General features: G+C 44.7%; 23 protein-coding genes. 15 read left to right on the top strand and 8 right to left on the bottom strand.

Annotated elements, in window-relative coordinates:
• The first annotated feature begins 5 nt into the window (after positions 1 to 5).
• The 8 genes from JXL83_03465 to murA are packed head-to-tail and all read left to right on the top strand — an operon-like array spanning position 6 to position 6986.
• Positions 6 to 452, top strand: coding sequence for a biopolymer transporter ExbD (locus tag JXL83_03465; protein ID MBN2363169.1), 447 nt, complete (start codon positions 6 to 8; stop codon positions 450 to 452).
• The gene (locus tag JXL83_03460; protein ID MBN2363168.1) at positions 421 to 1044 is read left to right on the top strand and encodes a TonB C-terminal domain-containing protein; all 624 of its coding nucleotides are present in this window, start codon (positions 421 to 423) and stop codon (positions 1042 to 1044) included. The genes JXL83_03465 and JXL83_03460 overlap by 32 nt, the downstream gene beginning before the upstream one ends.
• A 17-nt stretch (positions 1045 to 1061) precedes the next feature.
• Positions 1062 to 2306 carry a PD40 domain-containing protein gene (locus tag JXL83_03455; protein MBN2363167.1) on the top strand — a complete coding sequence of 415 codons (1245 nt, stop codon included), beginning with the start codon at positions 1062 to 1064 and terminating at the stop codon, positions 2304 to 2306.
• Between the two features lie 15 nt (positions 2307 to 2321).
• Positions 2322 to 2828 carry a peptidoglycan-associated lipoprotein Pal gene (gene pal, locus JXL83_03450; protein MBN2363166.1) on the top strand — a complete coding sequence of 169 codons (507 nt, stop codon included), beginning with the start codon at positions 2322 to 2324 and terminating at the stop codon, positions 2826 to 2828.
• On the top strand, positions 2825 to 3505 hold the full coding sequence (locus JXL83_03445; GenBank protein ID MBN2363165.1) for a tetratricopeptide repeat protein: 681 nt from the start codon (positions 2825 to 2827) through the stop codon (positions 3503 to 3505). The genes pal and JXL83_03445 overlap by 4 nt, the downstream gene beginning before the upstream one ends.
• A gap of 4 nt (positions 3506 to 3509) precedes the next feature.
• Positions 3510 to 4682, top strand: coding sequence for an adenosine deaminase (locus JXL83_03440; GenBank protein ID MBN2363164.1), 1173 nt, complete (start codon positions 3510 to 3512; stop codon positions 4680 to 4682).
• Between the two features lie 4 nt (positions 4683 to 4686).
• Positions 4687 to 5706 carry a mechanosensitive ion channel gene (locus JXL83_03435; protein ID MBN2363163.1) on the top strand — a complete coding sequence of 340 codons (1020 nt, stop codon included), beginning with the start codon at positions 4687 to 4689 and terminating at the stop codon, positions 5704 to 5706.
• On the top strand, positions 5706 to 6986 hold the full coding sequence (gene murA / locus JXL83_03430; GenBank protein MBN2363162.1) for a UDP-N-acetylglucosamine 1-carboxyvinyltransferase: 1281 nt from the start codon (positions 5706 to 5708) through the stop codon (positions 6984 to 6986). Before JXL83_03435 ends, murA begins: the two co-directional genes overlap by 1 nt.
• A gap of 29 nt (positions 6987 to 7015) precedes the next feature.
• On the opposite strand, the gene JXL83_03425 is transcribed toward murA, so the two are convergent.
• Positions 7016 to 7444, bottom strand: a complete 429-nt coding sequence (locus JXL83_03425; GenBank protein MBN2363161.1) for a hypothetical protein — start codon at positions 7442 to 7444, stop codon at positions 7016 to 7018.
• A 253-nt stretch (positions 7445 to 7697) separates the two neighbouring features.
• Between JXL83_03425 and scpB the strand changes: the two genes are divergently transcribed.
• The 4 genes from scpB (at position 7698) to rpsT (ending at position 9918) form a co-directional block, all read left to right on the top strand.
• A complete protein-coding gene (scpB, locus tag JXL83_03420) occupies positions 7698 to 8240 on the top strand; it encodes an SMC-Scp complex subunit ScpB (protein MBN2363160.1) in 543 nt (180 codons plus the stop codon).
• Positions 8241 to 8326: 86 nt separating this feature from the next.
• Positions 8327 to 8923 carry a hypothetical protein gene (locus JXL83_03415; protein MBN2363159.1) on the top strand — a complete coding sequence of 199 codons (597 nt, stop codon included), beginning with the start codon at positions 8327 to 8329 and terminating at the stop codon, positions 8921 to 8923.
• Entirely contained in the window at positions 8920 to 9627 is a 708-nt protein-coding gene (locus JXL83_03410) for an rRNA pseudouridine synthase (protein ID MBN2363158.1), read from the top strand. The genes JXL83_03415 and JXL83_03410 overlap by 4 nt, the downstream gene beginning before the upstream one ends.
• Before the next feature lie 27 nt (positions 9628 to 9654).
• On the top strand, positions 9655 to 9918 hold the full coding sequence (gene rpsT / locus JXL83_03405) for a 30S ribosomal protein S20 (protein MBN2363157.1): 264 nt from the start codon (positions 9655 to 9657) through the stop codon (positions 9916 to 9918).
• On the opposite strand, the gene JXL83_03400 is transcribed toward rpsT, so the two are convergent.
• Both JXL83_03400 and JXL83_03395 read right to left on the bottom strand, forming a co-directional pair.
• On the bottom strand, positions 9899 to 11743 hold the full coding sequence (locus tag JXL83_03400) for a DUF2723 domain-containing protein (protein ID MBN2363156.1): 1845 nt from the start codon (positions 11741 to 11743) through the stop codon (positions 9899 to 9901). The genes rpsT and JXL83_03400 overlap by 20 nt on opposite strands.
• A gap of 92 nt (positions 11744 to 11835) precedes the next feature.
• Positions 11836 to 12582, bottom strand: a complete 747-nt coding sequence (locus tag JXL83_03395; GenBank protein MBN2363155.1) for a glycosyltransferase — start codon at positions 12580 to 12582, stop codon at positions 11836 to 11838.
• Positions 12583 to 12761: 179 nt separating this feature from the next.
• On the opposite strand from JXL83_03395, the gene JXL83_03390 reads away from it, so the two are divergent.
• Genes JXL83_03390 through JXL83_03380 form a run of 3 tightly spaced genes read left to right on the top strand, consistent with a single transcriptional unit; the run spans position 12762 to position 16350 of the window.
• Positions 12762 to 13706: a hypothetical protein gene (locus tag JXL83_03390; protein MBN2363154.1), complete on the top strand. Its 945-nt coding sequence runs from the start codon at positions 12762 to 12764 to the stop codon at positions 13704 to 13706.
• 13 nt (positions 13707 to 13719) lie between these two features.
• Positions 13720 to 14724, top strand: a complete 1005-nt coding sequence (locus JXL83_03385) for a VWA domain-containing protein (GenBank protein ID MBN2363153.1) — start codon at positions 13720 to 13722, stop codon at positions 14722 to 14724.
• A 15-nt stretch (positions 14725 to 14739) separates the two neighbouring features.
• Positions 14740 to 16350 (top strand): hypothetical protein, encoded by a 1611-nt coding sequence (locus JXL83_03380; GenBank protein MBN2363152.1) that lies wholly within the window; start codon positions 14740 to 14742, stop codon positions 16348 to 16350.
• A 47-nt stretch (positions 16351 to 16397) separates the two neighbouring features.
• On the opposite strand, the gene JXL83_03375 is transcribed toward JXL83_03380, so the two are convergent.
• The 5 genes from JXL83_03375 to JXL83_03355 all read right to left on the bottom strand — a co-directional run bounded on the left by JXL83_03375 (position 16398) and on the right by JXL83_03355 (position 21324).
• Positions 16398 to 17240, bottom strand: coding sequence for a UbiA family prenyltransferase (locus JXL83_03375; protein ID MBN2363151.1), 843 nt, complete (start codon positions 17238 to 17240; stop codon positions 16398 to 16400).
• A complete protein-coding gene (locus JXL83_03370; protein ID MBN2363150.1) occupies positions 17237 to 17647 on the bottom strand; it encodes a phosphatase PAP2 family protein in 411 nt (136 codons plus the stop codon). Before JXL83_03370 ends, JXL83_03375 begins: the two co-directional genes overlap by 4 nt.
• 122 nt (positions 17648 to 17769) lie before the next feature.
• Positions 17770 to 18945 (bottom strand): hypothetical protein, encoded by a 1176-nt coding sequence (locus tag JXL83_03365; protein ID MBN2363149.1) that lies wholly within the window; start codon positions 18943 to 18945, stop codon positions 17770 to 17772.
• A 1-nt stretch (position 18946) separates the two neighbouring features.
• A complete protein-coding gene (gene dacB / locus JXL83_03360; GenBank protein ID MBN2363148.1) occupies positions 18947 to 20308 on the bottom strand; it encodes a D-alanyl-D-alanine carboxypeptidase/D-alanyl-D-alanine-endopeptidase in 1362 nt (453 codons plus the stop codon).
• A gap of 65 nt (positions 20309 to 20373) precedes the next feature.
• Positions 20374 to 21324: a hypothetical protein gene (locus JXL83_03355; GenBank protein ID MBN2363147.1), complete on the bottom strand. Its 951-nt coding sequence runs from the start codon at positions 21322 to 21324 to the stop codon at positions 20374 to 20376.
• Between the last annotated feature and the right edge of the window lie 77 nt (positions 21325 to 21401).

The raw sequence follows: 21401 nt of genomic DNA, 5'->3' as shown, positions 1-21401 counted from the left end.
GGTGAATGATGGCGGTTTCCGACGAACTGAAACCGATGTCCGGAATAAATGTCACCAGTTTGGTGGACGTAACGATGTCTCTGCTTATAATGTTCATGATTACCGTCCCGCTTATAAACGAACAGAGGGTGAGGTCTTCTGTCGGTGTGCCTGTTTTGAGCGACAGCGCCCGCTCGGAAGTCGTACCCGAAGACCTAAAAACTTCCGTCATTTCAATTGACAGCACCGGAAATATTTTTTTCGGTCTTTACCTTGGTCAGAGAGCCGTTTCGAGTGAAACTCTTTCAGCGGCCGAGGACCTCATACCCCGTCTCAGGGCACTCGATCCTTTGACACCGGTGAGCATAGAGGCTGATTCCTCGGCGATGTACAAACACGTGCTCGACTGCGTCAGAGCAGTTGCGAAGGCAGGGATTAACAATGTCGAACTTGTATACACGGTCAAGCGCTGACACGTTCAAGGGATTTTCGTTTTCATTCGCGGCACACGCAGTTTTTGCATTATTGGCAGGAGCAGTTTTCGTGAAAATGAGTGATTTTACAGTGGTCACTGAGATTGTAAGATACAGAGTCAATCTGGTAGCCTCCAGCGATAGAACGCAAAGCCACACGGGTAGTACTGCAGAAACACAGCCGCTTCTGCAGACAGACAACCAGAACCAGACAACGGTCATTCAGCAAGACGACGTAACACAGACCGATCAGCAGAACGTCCTGCCGGTCGCGACGGGAGGAAGCGATCCGATATCCGTAAACATTCCCGGCGTCGGACCTGAAGATCCCTACATCAAGTCAATAGTCAGAAAAGTTTCCAGGTATTATTCCGACCCTCTAGGTGCCGGAGCGGAAATAAGAAAAGCGACTATAAAATTCACAATAAATTCGAACGGGGAAATATCCGGGGCAGAGATAGAAGAGAGCTCGGGAAACTCGGCGCTGGACCTCGCTGGTCTCAGAGCTGTCAGAAATTCTTCACCTCTTCCTCCGCTGCCAGAAAGGTTCGGAAATTCCGTCGTCGTCCATTTTTATTTTGAACACAAGTAATCAGGGGAGAGACAGCGATGTTTGCTTTGTATTTGATATTGAACCTGTTTTTGTCACAGAGTGACATCTACGTCGGAATAACAGCTTACGGAAAAGAGCAAATTGACATAATAATCATGCCGTTCACTTCTTCCGGAGAACTTTCAGGAACGGCGACTCAGTCCCAGCAGATTGTCGGTTCCGACCTTCTTTACAGCCTTTATTTTTCCATAGTCACACCGCAAGAAGCCGGTTTGACGATTGGCGACCTTTTGCCTCCCAGGTGGAGTAAGCTTCAGGCGACGGGAACCGAAGCTATCGCCATCGCGTCGATCTCCGAAGAAGGAGGGAAGATTCTGATAAAAGGAGTTCTTCTTGACCTGTATTCAGAAAGTGCGATTTTCGAGAATACGTACACGGGATCGCGCGATCAGATAAGGAAAATCTCTCACGAGTTTTCAGACGACATTGTAGCGGCCCTGACAGGCGAAAAGGGTATTTTTACTACCAGGATAGCCTATACGAGAAGAGGCCACTCGACCTCGGGCGTTCGTGTCTGCGATTACGACGGTTTCAACGACGAAAGTTTTGTCAGCAACGGGTCCATAAACATTTCTCCTTTCTGGAACTCATCAGGAGGTTTGCTTTTTACTTCATACGTCAGCGAAAAACCCGAAATAGTTACTTTGGCACAGGGCAAACTTGAACCCATCCCCGTTTCCGGTAACCTGCAAGTCGGAGGTGAATTTTCACCGGACGGGAGTTCGTTGGCTTTCGCGATGAACATCGACGGAAATACTGACATATATGTCCTCGAACTTCCGGGCAACAACCTCAAAAGAGTCACTACCGCACATTCGATAGAGTGTTCTCCGACGTGGTCGCCCTCCGGCAATGAAATCGCTTTCACGAGCGACAGAGCCGGTGGACCTCAGATCTACGTTTCGGGAAGAGACGGCATCAACGCGAGGCAGATCACCTTCACAGGTTCCTACAACACATCGCCGGCGTGGTCTCCGAGGGGAGACAGGATACTTTTTGTCGGAATGCAGGGAGGAGGGTCTTTCCAGATATTCAGTGTTTCACCTTCTGGAGACAATTTAAGACAACTGACGGCTGTCGGAGACAACGAAGATCCCTCGTGGTCTCCAGACGGACTTCACGTTGTTTTTTCGAGCAACAGGTCGGGAAACGACAGACTTTACACTATGAATTTCGACGGCACTTTCGTGAGAGAAATAGTTTCTTCTCCGGGAAGTGTAATGCCCGCCTGGTCGAAATAAAAAAATGGAGGAAACATGAAATTAAAGGATTCATCTATTGCGGTTTTTATTGTAATTTCAATTGCCGTTCTTTTTTCCTGCACGCCAAAAAGAAACGACGACGACACGGTTATCATCGACACGACATTAAACGGTCTCAACGGAGAAAACGACACAATTGCAACGACGGCCCCCGAAGACCTGATTGTACTGAAAACTGTGTATTTCGATTACAATTCATTTGAATTGAGCTCTTCCGCCCGCGATATAATTTCACAAAACGCGAGGGAAATGCAGAAATACCCGTCGGTCAAAGTCGTACTCGAAGGACATTGCGACGAAAGAGGAACTTCAGATTACAACCTGGCACTCGGCCAGAAAAGAGCCGACGCCTGCCGAGCCTATCTGATAAATTACGGTATAGCACCGGACAGGCTGATTACTGTTTCTTACGGGCGTGAAAGACCCGCGGCCGTAGGAACGGGCGAAAGCGTCTGGGCAAAAAACAGAAGAGTTGAATTCAGGCCTTCGAGGCAGATATGAAAAAGACTTTCTTCCCGGCTTTTTTGTGCTTGTCTGTCCTGTCTTGTTCGGTCAAGAAGGATTTCGACTATGTCAGGGACACGGTCAGAGAGATGGACCAGAGGCTGGTTAGAGTGGAAGAAAAAGTGAATTCACTTGACTCGACGACGAGTGACATATCTCACTATCAGCGCGAAAACGACGCCTATTATCTTCAGAACCTGCAGAATCTGAACGAAAAAATCGAAGCTCTGAGGCAGGCGCTCCAGCTTTCGAAAAGCCAGCTGGACGCTTTGACTCACAGGATCCAGAATATGTCCGATACGGACAGAACTGCTTCCGAGCAGGCTTTTGAGAGAGCAATGGTGGATTTCTCCAGGGGAAATTATGATATAGCCGAGATGGCTTTCGTTGATTTTTTGAGATTATATCCGGCAAGCCTGAAAAATTCCGACGCCCTTTTCTATCTGGCGGAGTCGCAATTCAACCAGAAAAAATACGATGATGCTTTCTCGAATTACTCGCTTTTCAGAGCCAATTATCCACTGAGTCCTTTCATGCCTTCGGCTTTGTATAAGTGCGGCTTGTGCAAACTTGCCACCGGTATAGAGTCCGAATCGCAAAGATTTTTTGCGGACGTTATTGACGCATATCCCGAAAGTCAGGAGGCAGAATGGGCGAAAGAAAAACTGAGGTGAAAAAATGTTCAAAACGAGAAATTTCAACTATTCAACATGGGACAAGGACTGCAAGAAAGAAATTCATCCGAAAAGCATTCTCTCCTATGACATTGTCAGAGCTCTTCCCAAAGTGGATCTGCACCAGCACATTGACGGGAGCCTGAGACCGCAGACCATCATAGAGCTCGCAAAAAAGAACGGCATCGAGCTTCCTCATTACGAATCCGAAGAACTCAGATCGTATTTTCAAAGAGGAGCGAGAAGAGGATCCCTTTCCTTGTATCTGGAGGGTTTCGGCATTACGACTTCGGTGCTTCAGACTTCCGAAGATCTTCAAAGAGCAGCTTTTGAGGTCATAGAGGACAATGTCAGAGACGGCGTGGTTTACAGCGAATTGAGATTCGCGCCGGTTCTTCACACGGAAAAAGGCCTCGGCGAGGATGAAATAGTCGATGCAGTCCTCTCCGGATTCGAAGAAGCCGGCAAAAAGTACAATTGCTCATGGGGTCTTATAATCTGCGCGATGAGGCACAGAAAAGACTCTCTTGAAACAGCCAGGCTTGCCGTCAGGTTCAGGGACAAGGGGGTTGTCGGTTTCGATCTGGCGGGAGAAGAGGCCGGTTATCCGGCAAAAGAACATCTGGATGCCTTTAATTACTGCAAAAAGGCCAATTTCAACATCACTATCCATGCGGGGGAAGGATTCGGAGTAGATTCGATCTGGCAGGCTCTCCAATACTGCGGAGCTCACAGGATAGGTCACGGCACTAAGCTTATCGAAGACATGATTATTTCACCGGAAGGAAAAGTCGAGAAAATCGGATCCGTGGCGAGTTACGTTCTCGATCACAGGATTCCCCTCGAAGTCTGCCTTTCTTCGAACGTCCAGACTAAAGCCGCGGAATCTTACGAAAAACATCCCTTTAAGCATTTTCACGAAATGGAGTACAGGGTTTTTGTCAATACGGACAACACTCTGATGAGCGAGACGACGATGAGCGGTGAATTTTTAAAAGCCGTGGAGCATTACGGACTGACGATGAAAGACCTCGAAAAATTGACTGTAAACGCGATGAAGTCGGCTTTTTTACCTTACAGGCAGAGAAACCACCTGATATACAAGATTATAAAACCCGGATTTGAAGAGATCAGACAATCGCTTCTCGAAAACTGCAAAAGAGACAAATTTGACTGAATTTTTGAACCGAAACTGTTTCGGAAATCCGGTTCTTGCTTATTTTTCAGCACTGTCTTTTGTTGTTGTCCTTTCAATGCTGCTTGCAGTCTCCTCGAGAATAATATTCAGAAAAAAGGACGAAAACAGAGGTTTTTTATCAGAGACGCTGAAGAAGCACTTTTTCCCTGTCTTGTATTTTCTGGTTCTGTATGCTGGTCTCAGATTTCTTTCCTTTCCTGAAACGGTCTGCAGAGTTATAGATAAAACATCTTTAGTCGCAGCCATTATTCTCGTTGTCAGATTTCTGATTTTCGCGGTTTCCTATTTCCTGAAAAGATCCTACGACGGAGATACAAAAACGGGCGCCGCCAAGATCCCGCTAATGCCTTTTGTCAAAGTTGCCCTCTGGTCCGCGGGATTATTGTTCGTCCTCGACAATTTCGGTTTCGACATAAACACTCTTCTGGCAGGTCTCGGAATCGGAGGAGTGGCTGTGGCTCTTGCCGCTCAAGCCGTATTGAGAGACCTTTTCAACTATTTCGTTATCGTGACCGACAGACCTTTTGTCATAGGTGATTTCATAACGGTCGGGGATTTCAAAGGAATCGTTGAACGAATAGGCATTAAGAGCACGCGACTGACCAGTATAAGCGGGGAGAAACTGATTTTTTCAAACACATTTCTCGCCGAATCAGTGATAAAAAACTACTCGGAAATGGAAAGAAGGAGAGTCGTTTTCAATATTCAGGTCAAATACGAAACTCAGCTCGCAAAGCTCAAAGAAATACCTGATCTGATTAAAAAAGCTATTGAAGATACCGAAGGATCGATATACGACAGATCTCATTTCGGTTCTTTTTCCGATTGGGGGCTTGTTTTCGAAGCGATATATTTCATCGAAGGAGGAGATTATTTGAAGTACATGGACGTTAAACAGAGGATCAACTCAAAAACATTCGAGCTTCTGAGTGAATCGGGAATTGAATTTGCCTATCCGACCCAGACTATCCATCTGGAAAAACACGAAAACGGTGAATCATAATGGATTCATTCGAAATCACAGGCCCTTCAAAGATTGAAGGCTTTTTCAAACCCAAAGGAAACAAAAACGCCGCTCTGCCTATGATCGCAGCGGCTTGCCTGACTGAAGAAGAGGTCACGCTGAAAAATGTGCCTGTAATAAGAGACGTTCAGTACATGATAGATCTTCTTCGTTTGGCAGGCGCAGAATGCGAATGGGAAGGAGACGGCGTGCTGAGATTGAATTCGCGCCGCATAACCAATTTCGATCTCGATCCGGAAATCTGTTCAAAGATAAGAGCATCCATTTTGCTGGCCGGTCCTTTTTTGGCGCGCAACGGATACGTGAGATTCCCTCCCCCGGGAGGAGATGTGATAGGCAGAAGAAGACTGGACACTCATTTCGTTTCTCTGGGATCTATGGGGGCAAAAATAGAATGGGACGGATCGGCTTATGTTCTCAAAGCAGAGAAGAAACTCATGGGCCGGGAGATCTTCCTCGATGAACCGAGCGTGACGGGTACTGAAAACGCTTTGATGGCGGCTTCTCTCGCCTCAGGCACGACCTTGATAAAAAACGCCGCGTGTGAACCGCACGTTCAGGATCTTTGCGGAATGCTTGTAAAAATGGGTTCTTCTATATCGGGAATTTCAACCAACAGGCTTGAAATAACGGGTGAAGGCTCTCTTCACGGAGCGGAGGCCGAAATAAGCCCCGACTATATCGAAACAGGCAGCGTAGTCGCTCTTGCGGCTCTTACTGGCGGGAGAATTGAAATAGACTCGCTTCAGAAAGATCACGTTGAACCGGTTTTGATAAGTTTCAGAAAACTCGGAATTGAAACGGAGTTCAAAGACGGAATTCTCACTGTTCCTGAAAACCAGGAACTCGCCGTAAAAACTGATTTCGGAGACGCGATACCGACGGTTTCAGACGGTCCGTGGCCCGGATTCCCGGCGGATCTTACCAGCATTGCTCTTGTCACTGCAACCGGTTCGCGCGGAACTGTGCTTGTTTTTGAGAAGATGTTTGAAAGCAGGATGTTCTTCGTAGACAAACTCGTGTCGATGGGTGCAAAAATAGTTCTCTGCGACCCACACAGAGCCGTCATCACAGGACCTTCAAAACTCAGGGCTCAATACATGTCGAGTCCCGATATAAGAGCCGGGATGGCGCTTCTCATAGCGGCTTCAATTGCCGAAGGAAAAAGCGTGATAAGCAACGCCCATCAGATAGACAGGGGTTACGAGAACATAGACAGAAGATTGTCTGATCTTGGCCTGAAAATTAAGAGAGTTTAAAATGGCGGCGCCTGAGCGCCGCCAGAAATTTACTTGGATTCAAAAGTTCCGTGGTACCATTCGTAACCGTTTATATAGACATAAACGTCGTAAGTACCTGTATAGTCTACGTCAAATTCCCATTTCTGAATTTTGTAATCATCGGAAGAACCGAAATAGAAGACGTCAGACCAAATATCGTCACCGTTGGCGTCGTTAACTCTGAACTGTATGTTCCAGTCTCCGCCCGAGACTTCATCCCAGCTGAAAACCAGTGAAGCCAGAGTCTCGTAAACATAGCCGCCGTCTCTGTCATTATCGAGAAGCCAGTCGTCGTCTGCTTCAACGTCGTCAATGCCGCTTTCAATGACAAAAAGAGCCGCCCAGTCGAAAGTCACTTCACTCGATGTAGCGGGTTTAGCCCATGCAGTGGAAAACAAAACAGCTGTCAAAATCGCCAACATCGTCAGTTTCTTCATTTTTTCCTCCTTACATTTATTTGTGTTAAATTCTAATCTTTTACCGTCCAAAATTCAACTCCATTTTATTTCATAATTAGCAACAAGCGTGCCTAAAATAAAATATTTTCTTATGTTACGAAATGAAGAGAAATAATATTTTTCAGTATCTTGGAATCTGAAAATTTGAGCACATAAAGCGTGCATGAATATTTTTTTTATTGACACAAATAATGTAAAATACTATTTGTATTCTTTCATTTACGGAGGAAATTTGGATAACACAAGCGAAGATAGAATTCTTGAAATTTCACGGATGGTCGAAGCCGTCCTCATGACCTCGGAATTGCCCGTCGGAGTGGAAAAACTGAAAAACATCATCGACGACGCACAGATAAGGGAGATAAAAACTGCAGTGACTTTTCTTAACGATTTCTACGATTCTACAAAAAGGTCTTTTCACATTCTGGAAATAGCCGGCGGTTATCAGATGTACACGAGACCGCAGTACGCGGAGCTGGTGTCGAAACTCGACAGGACAAGAGAATCCAGACTTACCCAGTCAGCCTTGGAAACCCTCGCTGTGGTAGCTTACAGACAACCCGTGACGAAAGCCGAAATCGAAAAGATAAGAGGCGTAAGCTGTGACAGCCCCGTAAAAACGCTGTTGGAAAGGAACCTGATCCACGCGGCAGGGAGAGCTGATTCTCCCGGGAAACCCACTCTTTATTCGACTACAAAGGAATTTTTGAGATTTTTTCAGCTCAATTCTGTCGAAGACCTGCCTTCGATGGATGAAATCGCGGCACAGAGTTGAAATTAATTTCAGGAAATATTAAAGAAGTAAAGTCCAAAAAAGGCTACAGAAGATTTCTTGTAAAGACAGATTTGATCACGGAGAAGATGCACATTAGTAAAGCCGTCAACAGGTACGCCGGAAGACATCTTAAAAAAGGCGATTGCCTCGTAATCGCTGAGAGCGTTTTGGCGATAACTCAGGGCAGGGCTGTGCCTGTCGATGAGATAAAGGTCGGATTTCTCGCCCGAGTCATGTGGAGATTGGTCGGCAAAGTCCCTTACGGCATAGGACTCAGGAGCCCGACCAGCATGCAGTGCGCCATAGACGAAACGGGTGCTATTAGAATCATTGCAGCGGCGGTGGCAGGCGGTGTCACAAAAATTTTAGGGAAAAAGGGAATGTTTTACATGGTGGCAGGCAAACAGGCGGCGACAGTTGACGCCGCTTTCACTTCTCCTGTCGAACCTTACACCAAATGCGTAATCAAAGGTCCTTTGGATCCGGAAGAGAACGCCCGCGCCCTGGCTTCCAAATTCGCTGTGGAAGTAGCCGTCATGGACATAAACGATATAGGAGGCAGTTGGGTTCTCGGAGCTTCCGATGGTATTGACAGGAAAAGACTCTCGTCGGCGATGAAAGATAATCCCATGGGGCAGGGTGCTGAAATGACGCCGTTTTGTATTCTGAGAAATATAAATTGAGGCTCAACCGCTTTCTTGTCATTGAGGGATTCGTCGCGAGCAGAAGAAAAGCGGATTTTCTGATCTCGGAAGGTAAAATACTTGTCAACGGGAAAAAAGCCGTTTTGGGGCAGAACATTTTGTCTCACGACAAAGTAAAAGTTTTCGGGAAAGAGCTCACGGGTGATCCTGATAAAAAATATTCCTACGGCGTTTTATGCAAACCCATAGGATTCGTCTGCACGCACGCTCCCGGAAAAAAAAGTGTAATAAACCTTCTCCCCTCCGGGATAGGATGGAAATGGGCGGGAAGGCTTGACGCAGAGAGCGAAGGGCTGATGATAATCAGTGACGACGGTCAGTTCCTTCACAGAGCATCTCATCCGTCGTTCGGCTGCGATAAAGAATACGAGGCTACTCTTGACAGAGAGTTGAACAGGGAAGAGATCGTGAAAAGCGTTGAAGGCATCGATATCGAAGGAAAGCTGATGAAGTTTGAGAAAGTCGTAACGGATGGAAGAATTATAAGACTGACTCTCAAGACAGGATACAACAAGCAAATAAGAAAAATGTTGGGTTTTTTTTCGGTTTCAGTCCGAAGACTTGTCAGAACGCGTCACGGCGCAGTGCTGTTGGGGAATATGAAACCCGGAGAATACAGGATTCTCAGCGGGAAGGAAAAAGAATATTTTATGAATTTGACAAAACACGAAATTAAATTATAATATTCAAAATTTTAAATAGGAGGTAAATTGCCGAGACATGCATCGCAGAAAAAAAGGATAAGGCAGAACGAGAAAAGCAACCTGAGAAACCGCGCCATGAAAAGCCAGGTGAAGACCGTATCTAAAAAAATCAAAACTTCAAAAGAGATAAAGGAAAAGGAAGCAAATCTCTCTAAAGCCTATTCGCTGATAGACAAGTCGGCGAAGAAGAATGTCTATCACAAAAACAAGGCCGCCAGGCTTAAAAGCAAAATGGCGAAAGCGGCGAAAATCAGTAAAACCGATTCATGATTCCAGACGCCAGAGTATCCTCCGGATCAAGCTTGATAATGAATTCGATGTAGGGAAGTGACTTCTCAGTGAACTTCCCTCCGCTTTCCATATTGATTCTGTAAACCTTTCTCCAGGCGGATTGTTTGATGTTTCCCGTTATCATGAGGACTCTTTCGTTACGGGACAAATTTCCGGGAACAGGCCTCAAGGTCAGTGATTTCCAAATATGCGAGTCATCTGCCGAGCTGTCGTCCGTGAAGAAAAAACCGTAAGGCAAAAACGAGACTTCGGATAATTTTCTCAGGTCATGATCGGGATGTGCCGTGAACTTTCCGGAAGGCGGATTGGAAATGAAAAATCCGCCACGGCTTTTTCCGTATCTGTAAAGGGCAAAAATCAAATTTTCAAAAGCATTCTGAAGAGAGCCTGTGTCCACTTCGTCTCCTTTCTCCCAGGCGGTCAGAAGAAGCAGGAAACTGTTGTACTCATTCGGCCATGATTCCGCAAGATCAGGATTTTCAGAGTTTATCCAAATCACATACCACGACCTCCGCAAAAGTTCTTTGTCGATTACCGTGACGTCTGTTCTGTGCATTTTAATGCTTTGAAAGTATATGATCGGAGATACTTCCTCCCAGGCGAGAGCCCCGGGGGAGTTTACGAGATAAACCGACGATTCCGGAAGAAAAGAGAGTATGGAAAGAGCGTAGTCCTCGGCGAGAAAAAGACCTGTTTTGTCTTCTTTTCTGAATCCGTTGTACATCGGAAAAACGGCGAGGATCAAAACCACCGCGATAAAAAACCGAGCGGATTTTTTTGAAAAAAGCCAAAATGATCCGAAAGCACAGAGAACCGCTATGACCGTTACTGAAGGAATCATATAGCTTGATATGTCCGGTATGCTGTATGAGGAAGCGTAGGCAAGGTTGAGACCGAAGCACGCCAGCAGAATGAACAGTAAAGGCCTGTTTTTTCTGTAAAGGTGCATGATCCCGGGGACTGCGAGAAGATAAAGAGGCGCGAACGGATTTATGAAAATAAATTTAAGAAGATTTGAAAGAGCGGACAAGAAACCGAGGGCACCCTTTGAAAACATCCAGACCTGATATTGCTTTCCGGTCACGTGATAAAAAAGCTGGGTGAATCCTCGCGAAGTCCCGCCCCAATCCAGGGGCGGTGGGCACATAGACCTGTAGTAGATTGTCAAATATATGCTGGCGCCTGCTGCAGCGGCGACAATGGCGAAAAAGGCGAAAAATCTTTTTTTTCTCTGGAGCCTCAGGGCTGAATAAAAGAGCAGAGGTAATACAAATCCGGCTATCATGAGATGATTTCCCAAAAAAAGTCCGCACATGTAAGATAGAAGTAAAGAGAAAGAAAGATAGTATTTCTTTTTCGGAGTGTTCAAAAATACGGCGAGAAGCGTTGATGAAAGAAGGAGAGTAAGAGCGTAAACCTCAGTTTCTGTAGCCGCCGACCACACGATCGGATGAAAGCAAAGGAGAATGTCTAAAATCAGGGCCGGAATAAAACCGGTTTTTCTATGCAGGGATGAAGACAAAACTGCGCCCGCCAGGCAGGCGCAGAGGACCGAAAACAGATTTGAAGCAATATCCGCTTCAACTTTGAAAACGGAAGTCAAAGAGATGAAAATTCTGACAAAAAGCGAATATAGCGGATATCCCGTCGGGTGAGGAATGCCGTAAAGCGCTCCGCAGGCGGTAAGTTCTCCGGAATCAATGAACGTCAGACCCGGAGCTACAGTGGCCAGGTAAAAAGTCGCGTTCAGCAACATAAAAAAAAGAAACGAAAGCAAAAATCCGTATTTTTTATCAAATCGCACGCCGCCCCCTGAGTTTCGATTTAATTGAACTGATTATTAAAGGACATATAGTATACCGGACCAAAATCATAACAATATATATTAAGAATTCTTTAAAATAGCATGATAACCAATTCCGCAAAAAAGATTATAATAAAAACTGAAAAAGCAAAAATCAGCAAATGACACGGTAATCCTACTTCGACAGCGAGTCTGAGATAGAGCCTGGACAGTCTCGCCAAATCGTATCGCGATTTTCTCACGGGAGATTCCTGCCGGACAGGAACTTCTTTAATCGTGTATCCAAGTTTCATAGCAAGAGCCGGCACAAAAGTGTTTTTGTTTGAATTTTTCAAAATATCTTGGACGGCATTTTTCCGGTAGCACTTGAACATCGAGCCGATGTCTTTTATGCGGTTTCTGAACAGGAAAGAAAGCTGAGCGTTTAGAAAAAATGAAATGATTTTCCTAGGAAGCGGATCTGTCCTGTCTATTCTAATTCCCGAGATTACGGAATCTCCGCTTTCCATGGCATTCAATAGGGTTTGAAAATTCCAAAGAGGAGTCTGAAGGTCTGCATCGGCAGTGAGAACAAGGTCTCCGGTGGAACGTCTCATGCCCGTGAGAACGGCGCAGTGCTGGCCGCAATTAACATGATGCCGAACCAGCTTGAACACCTGAGAAGAGCCCAGGCAAAGTTTTTCGAGCACTTCGAATGATCCGTCGGAACTGCCGTCGTCGACGTAAATACCTTCCGCTTCTCCGGGTCCGAAATCATCTAAAAAGGCTTTCACGGAACGGTGAGTCCTTCTCAGGATGGATGTTTCATTGAACACGGGTATGACGAGGCTGATTTTCATGCGTATGTTTTATCACGGTAAATATCAACCAACAACAAAGATTTCATAAATATTGATTAGACTGTCATTTTAAAGGTCAAATTTATGTTGACTTTGGTTGAACCAGCTGATAATTTTACTAATTAAATGATTTTGAGTTTCAAAACATATAGTATGCCTTTCAGGAAGGAGGGAAGCTGATGGTTAGAAAAACGGGGTTTATACTATCTGCCGTTTTCCTGGTGATGTTCATATTCGTGGGATGTTCGACTATTCCTTTGGACGAAGGGAAGCGACACGAAGGCACCATAGTGATTGATTACCATTTTGCCGCTCAGGGCACTACTACCGACGGTCTAGGCGTCAAATTCACATGGGACATAATAACCCAGGCGAGAAGATACAGAGTAATTTTCGGGAACACTATAGACACTGTATTCCCGGCATACGAAGTCGTCAGCGGCGACACAACTTATTTCAACAGCTGGACGCTCAACGACGCACAACAGCTTGGTACGTATACTGTCCTTTTTTCGAGAGAGAGCAGCGGGAATGTCTGGTCCGCAGATACAGTCGGCAGGGTCAGCACAACTACAAAATCCGGTTCTTCCCACATGGTCGCATACGGACTCAACGGAAATTTTGCCGCGATATGGGATGAAAATACATTTGAAGTCATCGGTTTCGGAAATTCCCAGCTACACTCAATTGCCGAAGTGTACCTGTACGATCCGTGCGACTCGTTGGACAGAATAGACACTACCGTTTTCATAATAGACTCTACATTCATTGACACTTTATGGGTTTACGATACAACTATTGTAACCGATACAGCCCTCGCATTCCTTCAGATAAATTCCGCATTCAATCCGCCGTTTTCCGGAGGAAAACAAGCAGGTATTTATAATGTCGGTTCTGATTCCAGCTGGGCTGAGCTTAGGATAGCTCCGATAGGAGACCAGTATTTGTATACAACTCCTATCGTCATGGGAGACATTGTTTGGTTGCAGAGCACGATGCAACGGTATCTGAAGATCAGCGTAGACAGCATATATATGTCTCCTCCGGCAAGTGATTTGGATTCAGCCGTGATTTATTTCCGCTGGAACTATCAACCCGTTCCCAAACTCAGATACGTGTATTAATACGGAGGACCAGATGAAAATAAATGGCAGAACAATTTTTACATCTCTGACGTTTCTGATTTCGCTTTTGACTGTTTTCGCCGGTTGCTCGAAAAGCGTTATCGATCAACCGCCAACAATTCCTCCTTATATAAACAGAGACGACAGCTCGACTACAGGCATTACAACTTCGATTCTCGGCATCGAGTTTTCGGGCGGTGACGTAATAGTGAGAGTGAGCGTTAAGACGCAGGAAAATATATCCGTCGAAAATCTCAACAAAGCGAATTTCACTGTCCGTGAAATGTCTTACAGACCTGACGGCAGCATAGACACTAACGCCGTTCTCTTCAATGATATGACTATGAGGACGCTGAACACTACTGGCGGAAACGATTACAATTCAATTGTTCTTGTGAGAAGCATGTCTTCGTCAGTCGCCTCCTACGATGCAACCATAACAACATACATCAAACGTTTCATAAACTGGAAAGATCCCAGAGATTCCATAGCAATCATCGGATTCCACAGTTATGACACACTCATAACCGATTTCACGAAATCGATAACGATTCTTGAAGCCGGAGCCGATTTCCCGAGCTATTGGGGGAGAAGTGCAATGTTCAGGGGCGTAAATAGAGCGATAACTGAGATTCAGGGGCAGAGCGGAAACAAAGGTATAGTAGTTTTTGGTGACGGTGTTAATAATGAGGATCCATTAGACAGACAGGCTGTGATAAACGCCGCGAACGCCGCAGGAGTTCCGATATATTTTCTGAAGTTCAGTGACAATCCCGACACGGCTAACATCGAACAGTTGTCTCTCGGCACCGATGCCTATTATCAGTATCAGCTTTCAATGGGGAGCGTCTGGGGAATCATGGACGAAATAAGAGGAGCACAGAACAACGTTTATGAAATAAGGTTCCAAAGACACACTCCGTCGGGCAGAAGAGGATACATCGATGTGTCAACGCAGTATCAGGCCGCTATCGGAATAGCTCTTCACACTTCGATTTATTATTTTGCGGCTCCGTAATCGAGGAGGGGGAAAATGAGAAAAACAACTATTGCTACTTTATTCGTCCTGGCCGCTTTGGCCGCCGGACTCTGGTTGGGTTGCAGCACAGCCCCAACTGGATCTCTTAATCAGAACAAACCGCCCGAAACTTACATCGTCAATGTACCGCCCGGAATAGACACTATAAATGCTGTTTCTCTGGTTTATTGGTACGGTACAGACGAAGACGGAGTTGTTGCTTATTACGAATGGTTTGTGTCAGGAGATTCAGTCAATCCTTCCCAAATTACAGGCTGGGACTCGATTTTCGCTTCGAGCGACACGATGAAACTTACGGTCGACGATGTCCCGGATTCGCTAATTGTACTCGACACAATTGTTGACACGGTAATAATAGTACCGGACACATTTTACGATGTCCGAGAGATATGGCATTTTAGGGGATATTTTTACGTCAGAGCTGTCGACGACGAAGGTATGAGAGATCCGATGCCAGCTCAAAGAGGATGGAGTGTTTATAGTGAAAAACCGGTGATAGAAATTGTACCACCGGACACTATGGCAAACGATTTAAACTCTGGTCTGCTAAAATATTACGATGAAACAAGGCCATATTTTTGGTTCAAAACAGACACACCGGTAATGTTTTATCTTGATCACAGCACACCGTCATGGAAAGGCCTGCAGTTCTGGTGGAGTAGAATTGATACGCTCAATCCAGAATGGAACATGCCTATCGGGTATAGATATAAAATTGATAATGACATCTGGTCAGAATGGACCGATATGAATCCGAACACAGCAGGTGATTCGTTTATTACAGTGACCCAGAACCTGAATGATGGATTGCACGTTTTTTATTTACAGGGCAGAAATGCATCCCATGTCCAAAGCAACGTAGATTCTTTAGCGTTCAGAACAATAAATCCGAATCTTGATGCTGGAGAAATACTCGTTTTGATGGCAACAACCCAAACTTATAATAATCTTAACTGGTACGTGGACCTTTTCAACACAATAAGACCCAACACAACTGTGAGATTCATTAACAGAAATAGTGGAGTCTTACCCAAAGACAGTCTCAAAAACGCCAAGCTTGTTATTTATGTACGCGACGATCCGAGTACATTTATTTCAGGTTTTTCGAGAGATACTCTGGCGCTTGAAGATTATCTTAACTGCGGTGGAAGGTTGTGGACATTTGGTTTGAATTTCTTTAATCAGCTTGATACTTTCGGTATTGGCGGTACTATTGTAAAAAAATATCTGGGAGTTGAATATTATACGAATTGTTCAGGAAACTGGGTACTCGATGGAGCAGCTCCAAGCAGTTATGCTTCGACATACGGACTTCCTCAGGACACTTTATATGTTGAAATGACTCATAACATTCCACCTGTATATCCAGCATTAGCTTATGTTGAAAACCTAAGAACTTCCGATCCAAATATTACAGTTATCTACAAATGGATAGGACCTGTTCCATGGACTGAAACTCCGATTGGAGTTTTTCATTCTAATCCGTCGATGGATATAAAATCTGTTTCCTTTAGTTTTGGAGGAAGAGTCATGCAGTGGGATGCGGTTAATTACGAACCTATCGCTTCTATTTACGACGCAGTGCTTGTTTGGTTCGGTTTGTAAATTATCCTTTTAGGGTTTACAGGGACCGGGTATCCGGTCCCTTTTTTTTATAAGTAGAGGAAAAACAGACAGAAGACACACAGAATCATTGAGATTCTGATGGATTTTGAAGCAATCGGAAATTTTGCCCTCAACAAAGCAAACAAACTGAACATCAATGATAAAGTAACAATTGCGGAAGAAAAAGTTGAGCAGACAGATATTCTAAAAAGATATGTAAAAACAAAAATCGCCATTACACAGGATAATAAAATCAGAAAAGAAGCGAGCAAAACCGATATTTTTGCTCCGAAAAAGACCGCCGTTGTGTTTTTACCTGCGAGTGAGTCTCCTTTGATATCTTCAATGTCCTTTACTATTTCACGGGTAAAGTGAAGGATAAAGGCGAGGACAGCGATATATATAATGTCGAGATTTACAGTACCTCCAATATAACTTCCCCAAATTACGGGGAAAGATGAAAGAATTGCCGTCGTAAAGTTTCCTGCGAGGGGTGTTTTTTTAAGAAAAAAATTGTACGCTAGAACGAAGACTATCAAAGTGGTGTTTACGACAGCAAGAGTCATATCATGAAGAGAAATAGCAACAGAAAAAGCTGTAAGTACCAGGGCGTAAATAGTGCAAGTCTTTTTAGACACGGCTTTTCTGACGAGAACTCGATCAGGTTTGTTGATTTTGTCTTCTTTCATGTCAAGAACATCGTTGATGCAGTATCCCGCGGCGGCTAGAAGGATAATTGGCACGAATAAAATTGTTTGGCGGACAGAAGGCACAAAAGCGTTAGAAGTGACTGCAAATCCCAAATAAACTGCTGCGGCGATTATGACAAGGTTTAACGGCCTTGTTACAATTAAATAAGGCAGGAATTTTTTATATGCGAGGTTTTTCAATAATCCGTTATCCAGCAGGAAATCTTTTCGATAAACAAACCCGAAAAATATCCTATGACTGCTCCTGCGATTACATCGGAAGTCCAGTGCTTATCCAAAGCTATTCTCGAAACACCAACTAATCCGGCGACTGCGAAAACCGGAATACTGTATTGAGGATATTCGCTGGAAACAACCGCGGCCCAGGAAAAAGCGGTGGAAGTATGACCCGATGGGAAAGAGCTGGTGCCGCCGTTGGGTCTTTGTCTGTTCACAGCGTATTTTATGCCGACGGTAAGTATTCCGGAAACGGCGAAAGATGCCATCGAAAGCTCGCCGCACCTTCTCATTTTTTCATCACCAAAAGACATGACTGTGGAAGTTAGAAGAACTGTCCTGCCGTCCCCGAGTTTTGTAGTATATTCCATTAAATTTTGAGACAAGGGAGAAGAGAGTTTGTTTCTTACGGTTTCGGTTACCCGACGGTCAGGGTCGAATGAACACAAACTGTTAAAACAAAAAAGAAAAAAAAAAGACAGGAGAAGGATTTTCATGAATTTATGAATATGTGTTCGAGCATTTCTCCGTATGAATCCGTCAATTTTCTTTCTCTCCTCGACATGACGGTTTCAGCTGTTTTCAGGAATTTGTCAAATGAATACTTTTCTCCGGGTCCCCAGCTTAAAGATGGAATACATTTATCCGTCAAACCTGGTTTGAAGATGTTGGCGCCCAAGCCTACAGTCGTTCCTGTGTTGAAGAGAGTGCCAATGGCTGTTTTGACGTGGTCTCCGCAGAGCAGGCCCAAAAAAGTCATTCCTGTCCGGTGAAATTCACCTTTATAATGCACGGTGATCTCGGAATAGTTATTCTTGAGGTTTGAGTTTGTCGTTCCGGCTCCGAAATTGACCCACTCTCCAACGTATGAATTGCCCAAAAAACCGGAGTGCTGTTTGTTTGAGTATCCGATAAACAGCGATTTTGATATTTCTCCGCTCAGTCTGCACTGAGGACCGAAACTGCATCCGTTGAGTATGTGAGTGAATGGTTTTACAAGAGTACCATGTCCTATGTAAACCGGACCGGCCACAACGCTGTGGGATTTAATTTCTACTCCTTCGCTTATGTGAACGGGACCTTTCCTCGCGTCGATAAGAACATAATCTTCAACTGTCGAATTTGCGCCGACAAATATCTTTTCGGGCGATATGAGTTTAGCCGTTCCTGCTATCTCGCCGTTCAGAGCTCCGCGTGTAAAATTTCTTTCAAGCGACAAAGCATTGCCTTCGACGATATCACACACGCTATTGAAAACCTGCGCTTCAACTTCCCTGACAGGCATGTTTTTGGGGGTCAAGCCTTCCTTAAAAAACATTTTTGCAGTGTCAGGGGATCCTCTGAATCCGATAACACTTCCTTCGCAGGTGAAGGCTTCTTCGGGTCCGTCCAACGATATTTGTTTTTTAATTTTTTTTTCGGGCAAAATAGAGGCGCGAAGATATAGGGAATACTGCTGTTCTTCGTTAATTCGGAAAGCGGGATGAGATTCTCTGAGGTGTTCTTCCATGTAAGCGGGAGATAATAAAGTGATTTCGCACAAATCGTACAGGCGTCTGAAACCCTCCGAAAAAGTAAAATAACCTGTAATTAGATCCGATACGTGCCTTGAAAGGGAAAGGGGGTAAAAATTGTCTCTGTCTTTCTCGAAAAGCACCAGTGAGTTCATTTCAGTAGTTCATCAGTTCGAGGATAATACTGTCCTGAACATTTTTTATCTGGTTTTGGGATATAGAAAAATTATTCATCATAATAGCGAAAGAAAGAGTGTCCTGCCTTTTCGTTACAATGTAGCCGGCTATAGTTGATATGCCTGACAAAGTTCCAGTTTTTGCTCTCGCTCTGTCTTCAGAAATTCTGCGAAGTCTGTTGTTCACGGTGCCCTCCCTGCCCATTATCGGAAGGCAATTGAAAAAAAGATTAGACGTACCGGGTTGTTTTAACATCAGAGAGAGAAGAGAAGTCAGGAATCTTGGTGAAAGAAGATTGTATCTCGACAGACCACAACCGTCTTTTGACACAATACCTGACGTTGAGAGGCCTAAATAACTGAATTTCTGGAAAATGAGGGATATGCCTTCGAGAGAAGACGCTCCCAAAGAGTTCAGAGAGGCAATCTTTCTCAACAATAGTTCTGACGAGAGATTGAGACTGTAATTCAATATGCTGTCTGACAGGGCGAAAAGAGGCGGGGATACAAAAACAGCAGCCGTTTCATAAACTGCAGGCAGGGTCTGTATGGATCGTACCATTCCTTGGAAGGATATCCCGCTTTCGATTGCGGCTCTCATAAATAGGTGTCCCGTGAAAAGGTCCGGCCTTTCCAAATTCACTGTTCTCTCGATAGGGGTTTTGAGAGTACCGGAGAGTACAATGATGTTAATTTCTCCGTCGAAGTATCTTTCGACGGTGTATTTGTTTTCGGTTCCCGGAGCGAGAAGATTTACCAATTCGACGAAGTCAGATTTCGGCATTATGTCATAAGTTATCCTTCCATCAGTCACGGCAGCTTTGACAGTAACGTAATTCCCACAGCAGCTCAAAGCCGAAATTCTCGCACTGTAAGCGTAATAACCTTCGTCCCACATCCAGCCGACGCCGAGAGGAAGTGTGTCGAGATCGCGTGAATACGTGCAAATATCTCCTTGAATATTATTAATGTCAATGGATTTCAGGTGTTTGACGAGGAGTTCTATGGATTTTAAATCTAACGAAGGATCTCCCGATCCTCTTAAAACGAGATTGTAAACGGTGTCGGATCTGATAGAATCGCAGAGGAGATAGGTCGAAAATCTGTAATCGGTGCCGAGTATGAAAAACGATCCCGCTACCGTCAGAAGTTTCTGAACCGAAGCCGGCACGAACAGGAAATCCTGGTTGTAAGAATAAACTGATTCACCCGTTTTAGTGTTGACGCAATGAATACCTGAATGTACTGGTCCCAAAGATCTTATAAAGCCGTCAATTTTCGACGAATTAACGGCAGAAGTGAGAAAAAAGAACACAAGAAGATGGTTAAGCATAATGAGCATTTTATCCCATGGATGAGAGTAAATCAATACACAAACAGCGCATGAAGTAGATTAAGAATCGGTATTCAAAGAAGCCTGAAAGAGAGGTCGTCAAGCCAAATACTGTCCCTGAAGGCGTTATCCGGGCAAAGTATCTGGAAGAGAATGTTGTCCGTGCCGGAACCGTCAAAATCAATGGGCACATTCAGTTGGGTTTGATTAATTAAAAAAGAATACTTTTTCGACATGGAGCTGTATACAACAGATATATCGTTCCATTGCCCTCTGGGGATGGAAGCAAGTTTGTTCCACGTGGTTCCGTATTTGTAGCAGAGTGAATCTGAAACTATCCCGAAATGCATTCCCCGGGAGGGCCAGTCCCAGTTATAGGGAAATGTCCGGAAAGACAGTAAATTGCTTTCGTCCGCAGAAGCAGACGAAGGAATGAAAACTGAAAATGAAATCGAACCGGAATCCGCCAACGGAATGTAGGCGTAGGCTGTAATCCAGCTCGAACCTATCAGAGGGTCGTAAAATAAAACCGCCCTTCTTTGATCACAGTCGCCGATCTTTATTACGGCGTTGCCGCTCGTGCCGAATGTCCATACGGACGTGTCGAGAAATGTGTCCTGTGTGTTGAAATCATCATAAAAATAAAGCGAGTCCGCCGCCGCGAAAAAAATAAACGGGTCGGACCAGGAAGAAGTCATTTCATCAGGATTTCTCGCCTGCAGTGTTACGGAGTTGAAGCCCGTGTCCGGTTGATTCAATTCCATGTAGAAATCCTGATTGGAAGGAAAAGAATTCATCCATTGAGAGGTGTCTTCTCCTGTAATAGATCTGATCTCTATGGAAGAGTGTTTCTCGTCGGAAACATATATCTTGAGGGAACAAGGTTCCGACAGAATGAAAACATGGCGGCCGCTGACACTTTCAATTACGGGACCCTTATATGACGGATCTGCGGGCTGTGTGCAGGACAAACAAAGGAAAATCAAAGAAGCCGGGATAACGAAAACGCTCGAAATTCTAATCATACAGGGATGATAAAGTTTTTAAGGCTTGGTGTCCATTTTTTTGTTTCATTATTATTGACAATCATTCGGCTATGTTA

This window comes from candidate division WOR-3 bacterium (genome assembly GCA_016934535.1).
Taxonomy (GTDB): Bacteria; SDB-A; SDB-A; order SDB-A; family SDB-A; genus JAFGIG01.
This window is presented reverse-complemented; position numbering and strand designations above follow the sequence as displayed.

Coding starts and splice junctions, on each gene's coding strand:
- JXL83_03440 (MBN2363164.1), top strand. CDS start 3,510: ATGTTCAAAACGAGAAATTTCAACTATTCAACATGGGACAAGGACTGC.
- JXL83_03390 (MBN2363154.1), top strand. CDS start 12,762: ATGGTTAGAAAAACGGGGTTTATACTATCTGCCGTTTTCCTGGTGATG.
- dacB (MBN2363148.1), bottom strand. CDS start 20,308: ATGCTCATTATGCTTAACCATCTTCTTGTGTTCTTTTTTCTCACTTCT.
- JXL83_03355 (MBN2363147.1), bottom strand. CDS start 21,324: ATGATTAGAATTTCGAGCGTTTTCGTTATCCCGGCTTCTTTGATTTTC.
- JXL83_03465 (MBN2363169.1), top strand. CDS start 6: ATGATGGCGGTTTCCGACGAACTGAAACCGATGTCCGGAATAAATGTC.
- JXL83_03365 (MBN2363149.1), bottom strand. CDS start 18,945: ATGAACTCACTGGTGCTTTTCGAGAAAGACAGAGACAATTTTTACCCC.
- JXL83_03455 (MBN2363167.1), top strand. CDS start 1,062: ATGTTTGCTTTGTATTTGATATTGAACCTGTTTTTGTCACAGAGTGAC.
- JXL83_03460 (MBN2363168.1), top strand. CDS start 421: ATGTCGAACTTGTATACACGGTCAAGCGCTGACACGTTCAAGGGATTT.
- JXL83_03445 (MBN2363165.1), top strand. CDS start 2,825: ATGAAAAAGACTTTCTTCCCGGCTTTTTTGTGCTTGTCTGTCCTGTCT.
- JXL83_03415 (MBN2363159.1), top strand. CDS start 8,327: ATGCACATTAGTAAAGCCGTCAACAGGTACGCCGGAAGACATCTTAAA.
- JXL83_03425 (MBN2363161.1), bottom strand. CDS start 7,444: ATGAAGAAACTGACGATGTTGGCGATTTTGACAGCTGTTTTGTTTTCC.
- JXL83_03380 (MBN2363152.1), top strand. CDS start 14,740: ATGAGAAAAACAACTATTGCTACTTTATTCGTCCTGGCCGCTTTGGCC.
- JXL83_03370 (MBN2363150.1), bottom strand. CDS start 17,647: ATGGAATATACTACAAAACTCGGGGACGGCAGGACAGTTCTTCTAACT.
- JXL83_03385 (MBN2363153.1), top strand. CDS start 13,720: ATGAAAATAAATGGCAGAACAATTTTTACATCTCTGACGTTTCTGATT.
- murA (MBN2363162.1), top strand. CDS start 5,706: ATGGATTCATTCGAAATCACAGGCCCTTCAAAGATTGAAGGCTTTTTC.
- pal (MBN2363166.1), top strand. CDS start 2,322: ATGAAATTAAAGGATTCATCTATTGCGGTTTTTATTGTAATTTCAATT.
- JXL83_03395 (MBN2363155.1), bottom strand. CDS start 12,582: ATGAAAATCAGCCTCGTCATACCCGTGTTCAATGAAACATCCATCCTG.